This window comes from Pseudochelatococcus sp. B33, from assembly GCF_053570585.1.
Genome location: NZ_JBSEFH010000057.1, coordinates 1 through 5,421 on the forward strand (window position 1 = coordinate 1; position 5,421 = coordinate 5,421).

The 5,421-nt window shown below is 58.6% G+C and carries 4 protein-coding genes and 3 pseudogenes; 4 read left to right on the forward strand and 3 right to left on the reverse strand.

Annotated features, from left to right (window positions below; genetic code table 11):
* From ACUSIJ_RS29320 to ACUSIJ_RS29330, 3 genes and pseudogenes are all read right to left on the reverse strand, one after another.
* A pseudogene (locus tag ACUSIJ_RS29320) lies at nucleotides 1-1,086 on the reverse strand (IS3 family transposase); the annotation flags it as partial.
* A gap of 46 nt (nucleotides 1,087-1,132) precedes the next feature.
* Complete coding sequence (locus tag ACUSIJ_RS29325; RefSeq protein ID WP_449311949.1) at nucleotides 1,133-1,321, reverse strand: hypothetical protein; 189 nt, start codon at nucleotides 1,319-1,321, stop codon at nucleotides 1,133-1,135.
* Nucleotides 1,314-1,901: a DUF2239 family protein gene (locus tag ACUSIJ_RS29330; protein ID WP_449311950.1), complete on the reverse strand. Its 588-nt coding sequence runs from the start codon at nucleotides 1,899-1,901 to the stop codon at nucleotides 1,314-1,316. The genes ACUSIJ_RS29325 and ACUSIJ_RS29330 overlap by 8 nt, the downstream gene beginning before the upstream one ends.
* A 132-nt stretch (nucleotides 1,902-2,033) precedes the next feature.
* On the opposite strand from ACUSIJ_RS29330, the gene ACUSIJ_RS29335 reads away from it, so the two are divergent.
* From ACUSIJ_RS29335 to ACUSIJ_RS29350, 4 genes and pseudogenes are all read left to right on the forward strand, one after another.
* Nucleotides 2,034-2,984, forward strand: coding sequence for an IS481 family transposase (locus tag ACUSIJ_RS29335; protein ID WP_449311951.1), 951 nt, complete (start codon nucleotides 2,034-2,036; stop codon nucleotides 2,982-2,984).
* Nucleotides 2,985-3,060: 76 nt separating this feature from the next.
* Nucleotides 3,061-3,818 (forward strand): annotated as a pseudogene (locus tag ACUSIJ_RS29340) (IS5 family transposase).
* 277 nt (nucleotides 3,819-4,095) lie between these two features.
* Nucleotides 4,096-4,197 (forward strand): annotated as a pseudogene (locus tag ACUSIJ_RS29345) (ATP-binding protein); the annotation flags it as partial.
* Between the two features lie 380 nt (nucleotides 4,198-4,577).
* Nucleotides 4,578-5,237, forward strand: coding sequence for a GntR family transcriptional regulator (locus ACUSIJ_RS29350; protein WP_449311952.1), 660 nt, complete (start codon nucleotides 4,578-4,580; stop codon nucleotides 5,235-5,237).
* Nucleotides 5,238-5,421: the final 184 nt, after the last annotated feature.

Below are 5,421 nucleotides of genomic sequence, written 5' to 3' on the forward strand. Positions count from 1 at the left end.
GTCTGGGGATGGTAGGGTGCGCCGCGGGTGTGGGCCATGTCCCTGCCATCGAGCCATCCGGCCAGTTCCGACGAGAGGTAACACGGCCTGTTGTCGGTGAGCAGACGCGGCCTCTCGTGTGGCGGAGCCTGCTCCAATCCTGCCCTGTGCAGCGCCAGTTCGAGCGTGTCGGTGACATCGCTTGAGGCCATGGTCGAGCACTGCTTCCAGGCCACGATGTAACGCGAGAAGTCGTCGAGCACGGTAGCGAGATAGAACCATCCCCAGCGCAGGACCTTGAGATATGTGAACTCGGTCTGCCAGAGCTGGTTCGGCGCGGTTGTCTTGTCGTGGAACTCGTCGGCGGCCTTGATCACGATGAAGGCCAGGCTGATGATCAGACCGTGCGCCTTGAGCAGGCGGTAGACCGAGGCCTCAGAGACGAAGTATTTCTGCGGTCGGTGAACTTCACCGCCAGTTCGCGGGGGCTGAGGTCCGGCTCGTCCAGCGCCATGTCGAGGAGGCGGCTGCGAATGTCGTCGGGAATGCGGTTCCAGACACGACGTGGCCGGGAGGAACGCTCCTCCAGGGCATCCACGCCGTCGGTCAGGAAACGATCATACCAACGATAGAATGACGGCCGGGAGACGCCGAGGTGTTGCAGCGTTCGGCGAACCGACAGGTGGGATTGCTCGACGATCCGGATGATCTCCAGCTTCTCGGATGCGGGATATCTCATTCCTCGTCGCCCCCCTCCGCGATCATGCTTTTTTAAGCAGCCGGTTCTCCAGCGTGAGATCGGCGACAGCCTCCTTCAGCGCAGCAGCCTCCTCGCAGGTTCCTCACATCGCCGCTCGTCGCCTCGCGCGCGCTGTCGTCGGCGAGCCGCTTCTTGCCCGCGTCGAGGAATTCCTTCGACCAGCGATAGTAGAGGTTTTGGTTGATGCCCTCGCGGCGGCACAACTCGGCGATGCTTTCCTCCCCGCGCAGGCCTTCCAGCACAATGCGGATCTTCTCCTCCGGCCCGTGGGCACGGCGTGTTCGCCGCTTGATGTCCTTTATCACCTGCTCCGCAGGTGCTTTCCAGGCCTCGGATTTCCGTCTCATCTTCACTCCCTCGAAGGGTTACGATGAGTCCGAAAGCCTCTCTTCTTCAACCGACACATTTTGTCTCAAGGGCGATGATCCCGGACATCGATTCCCAACTATATTGTACGCGCCCTGGCGCCTGGACCGTTTCGAATGTCGGCAGGGGCGAACGACACATCTCGAAATGCTCTGGTTCGACATCCATGTCCGGACGCGCGATCAGCACGAGCTGGCGGTTGATGGGTTCAGACATCGTGGCCGCCGTTATCGAACGCATCAGCTGCAAGTCGTATGACGTGGAATCGGACATCCTGCGGCCAATCCGCAATCAGCCCTCGGAACCGGCCGACATCGCCCTCATAGAGCGCGCGCGAGGCGTCTTCGTAGTTGGGCAAGTTGCCCGCGAGAACAGTCATAAAGCGGTCGACGACCGTCTGCGCCTGACGACGGCGGCTCGGTCCGGATGCCCGCGCCTCGTCGACCAGCCGGCGCAATGCGCCGGAGGTACCGCCGGGCTGTTGTTCCAGCCACTCCCAATGGCGCGGCAGCAGAGTCACTTCGCGTGCGGGGACGCCCAGGCTTGGGCGTCCCCGCACGCGCGGGGCGGACAAGAACCGCGCATCGGCTCCCTCACTGAGCCGGGCGACGACCTCGTCAGGGCTCCCGCGCAGATCGAAATCGACCTGTCGGCCGGTCGCATCGTCAATGATGATTATCGGCACATCCCCGTCATGGTCTTGCGCCTGCTTGATGGCCCGTGCCACGACTTCCCGAGTGCCCGCCGCGATGCAGCGAGCCCCCGCGAATGCTGTCCAGTTCGATTTGCCTGACATAGGTCTTGCTACTATCTGAAAGATATTGTCCCAAAACAAGTTAGGTATGTTACTGCTCTAAAAGGGCTGCCCTAGTTGTTTAATCCCGGCATTTGCTGGTGCATTATTCAGCCAGGAATGGAAGGATGCACTATGGGACAAATTCTGCATGGGAGCGCCCGCACGACAGAGGCGATCCGTCGAGCGATACAAAATAGTCAAGAGAGTCTGAGGGCGCTTTCAAAGCGCTACGGCATCAATCAGAAAACCGTGGCAAAATGGAAAAAACGCACCTCGGTTGCCGATCTGCCGACCGGGCCGAAAGACGTCCATTCAACCGTTCTGTCGCTGGAGGAGGAGGCCATCATCGTCGCCTTCCGCAACCACACCTTGCTGCCGCTGGATGATTGTCTCTACGCCTTGCAGGCAACCATCCCGCACCTGACGCGATCTTCGTTGCACCGCTGCCTGCAGCGCCACGGCATCAGCCGTCTGCCCGACGTCGAAGGCGACAAGCCTGCGAAGAAGAAGTTCAAGAGCTACCCCATCGGCTACTTCCATATCGACATCGCCGAGGTCCAGACGGCCGAAGGCAAGCTGCGCCTGTTCGTGGCCATAGACCGCACCTCCAAGTTCGCCTATGCCGAACTCCATCAGGAAGCGGGCAAGATGGTCGCCGCCCAGTTCCTGCGCAATCTGATCGCAGCGGTTCCTTACACCATCCATACGGTACTGACCGACAACGGCATCCAGTTCACCAATCAGGCCCGCCACAAATACGCCTTCCACCATATCTTCGACCGGGTCTGCAATGAGAACAGCATCGAGCACAGGCTGACCAAGCTCAAACATCCCTGGACGAATGGACAGGTGGAACGGATGAACCGGACCATCAAGGAGGCGACTGTCAAGCGCTTCCACTATGACGATCACGACCAACTGCGAAGGCACCTCGCCGACTTCATCGATGCCTATAATTTCGCCCGAAGGCTCAAGACCCTCAAAGGTCTCACCCCCTACGAATTCATATGCAAGCAATGGACAACCGAGACGGAAAGATTCATGCTGAACCCGATCCAGCAAATGCCGGGATTAAACACCTAGGTTGGGGCCTTAATCAAACTCTTGTCAAGATTGACTGATTCTGTTTCCGGATGGGTCTGAAGGCATGGAGGAAGTCATGCGCGATCACTTTTGGCTGTCAGATCAAGCCTGGGCGGCCCTGGAACCACACCTCCCGAAGAACCAACCCGGCGCCCGCCGGGTCGATGACCGACGCGTCATCAGCGGTATCCTGCATATTTTGAAGACCGGTGGGCGCTGGCGGGATGTGCCGCTAGAATACGGGCCTGCAAAGACAATCTACAACCGATATGCCCGCTGGGCTCGGCGAGGTATCTGGCAGCGCATCTTCGCGAAGGTGGCCGCCGCCGGTCCGATCCCTGATGAATTGATGCTCGATAGTTCCCACGTGAAGGCTCATCGTTCCGCAGCAGGTGGAAAAGGGGGGAGTGGACGCAAGCGGTTGGCGTCTCACGCGGCGGCAGAACAACGAAAATCCATTGTTTGGCCGATACTTGCGGCCGCGTCGTCGCACTCGCGCTGACGCCCGGCAACATCGCCGATATCTCCATGGCGCAGCCCATACTGGAAGCCATGGCTCCAACTCACCGCCTGATCGCCGATAAGGCCTACGACGCTGATCGGCTACGGGGCTGGCTCGGTGAAAGAGGGATCGAGGCTGTCATCCCTGGACGCGCAAGCCGCGACAGCGCCTATCCGCTCAACCGAGCCGCCTATCGACGCCGAAACATCATCGAGCGCATGTTCGGAAAGCTCAAGAACTGAAAACGCATCGCAACCAGATACGACCGCCTCGCCGTCAACTATCTCGCAGCAATCGCTCTCGTCGCTCTTGCAACACAATGGCTTAAATGAGTCCCCTACCTGGAGCAGATAGGATCACTGTGCGCGACCGGCCTCGCTATCCTGCTTTCCACGCATGATCCGGGTCATGCATTTGTTTGCGCCAACAAGGTCGGTGGCTTTGATGAAAGCAGGATGCATCGTCGCTCAGGGCTCCCCTAGTGACGTAATCACGGCCGAGTCGCTGCGCGATCTTTATAGCGTGGACGTTGCGATTGCCTATATGGATCAAGTCGGCAGACCCGTCTGCGCGCGATTGCTCGCCAACCGCTAAAATGAAGAAATCGGCACCACCAAGCTCGCCTTTAGTGAATGCCCTGCTGTTTTCGGCGACGTCAAAATGACGACCGCGCTGCTCGACAGTCTGACGCACCATTGCAAGATCGTCTAGACCGGAAACGACTCCTGGCACTTCAGAAACGATCCCAAAGCAGCCGGATACCCTTAATAACCCGCACCTGGCCTGCCCGTTGCACCGAGGGGCAATTTTGGACGTCGATTGACACCTGTTTTCATATGCGCACCGATCTCGGCAGCGAGCCGTTTGTGCATTCCAACAATCTGAGCTCGGCAGAGAGTCCTTGACGGACTTTCTCAGATGCAAAAGCCTCCGACCAGTTTGTGATTGTATCCTAATATGCCAGCCTATGATGTATCACTGCCCATCAGATAGCAATGTGATCAATCGATAATTTATCCACGAATGAAGCCGTTATCGGCGGAATCCCGATTGACATGGGCGTAGGCTTCTCCTACCCTCTAAGATATCAGATGGAGGAAATATTGGCATATTTGGAACGTAATAGGATATTCGAAGCGGTACGTAGTGAGATATTATCGTGCGCCATCATGCCGGGAGTTGAGCTGAGTGAAAGCGAGCTTGCCAGGCGCTTTGGCGTGTCGAAGTCGCCTGTGCGTGATGCCATGCAGAAACTGGAGTTCGAGGGGCTTGTAGAAATTGCGCCGAGGCGCGGGCATCGCGTGCGGCCGATTTCCGTTCAGGATGCCGAGGATATTCTGGAGCTGCGCATCATTCTGGAAAGCGCGTCCATGCGCAAGATCGCGCAGACCGCCGACGACATGGAGTTATCGGATCTCGATCGCTTCCGTCAGGCGGATATGTCGTCGATCCAGGCCTTCACTTATTATAACCGGGAGTTCCATCATTCCCTGAGCGTCCTGTCGCGGAATCTGCGTCTGGAAGAGGAAGTGCGGCGGGTCATGGAATTGTATGATCGCCTCTGTGTCATATCGCTTTCGGCTTTGAGCCGCAGCGGCAGTTTCAAGGAGCCGCTGTCGGATCATGTTGCCATTATCGATGCCTTGCAGGCACGCAACGGGGCACAGGCGGCAAGCATCCTGCGCAAGCACGTGGCGAGGTCCCGTGGGTTGATCATGCGTGGATTGGAAAACCGCCCGATCGTCGGATGAGGCTCTGCTTGAGTTGCGGAAGGGTGCCTAGGAAAGGCTAAGGGCGCGTGTGGGCAGAAGCTTTTCGCCCTCCTGACTGACAGATAATCGGGGTCGCCTGAAGAGGGATGTGGGGCCGGGCGGACGCGTTCGCGGGAGGCGTGAGTGCAGGACACCGCCGCGTTTGCGGTGGCAAGACATAGTG

Coding starts and splice junctions, on each gene's coding strand:
- ACUSIJ_RS29325 (WP_449311949.1), bottom strand. CDS start 1,321: ATGTCTGAACCCATCAACCGCCAGCTCGTGCTGATCGCGCGTCCGGAC.
- ACUSIJ_RS29330 (WP_449311950.1), bottom strand. CDS start 1,901: ATGTCAGGCAAATCGAACTGGACAGCATTCGCGGGGGCTCGCTGCATC.
- ACUSIJ_RS29335 (WP_449311951.1), top strand. CDS start 2,034: ATGGGACAAATTCTGCATGGGAGCGCCCGCACGACAGAGGCGATCCGT.
- ACUSIJ_RS29350 (WP_449311952.1), top strand. CDS start 4,578: ATGGAGGAAATATTGGCATATTTGGAACGTAATAGGATATTCGAAGCG.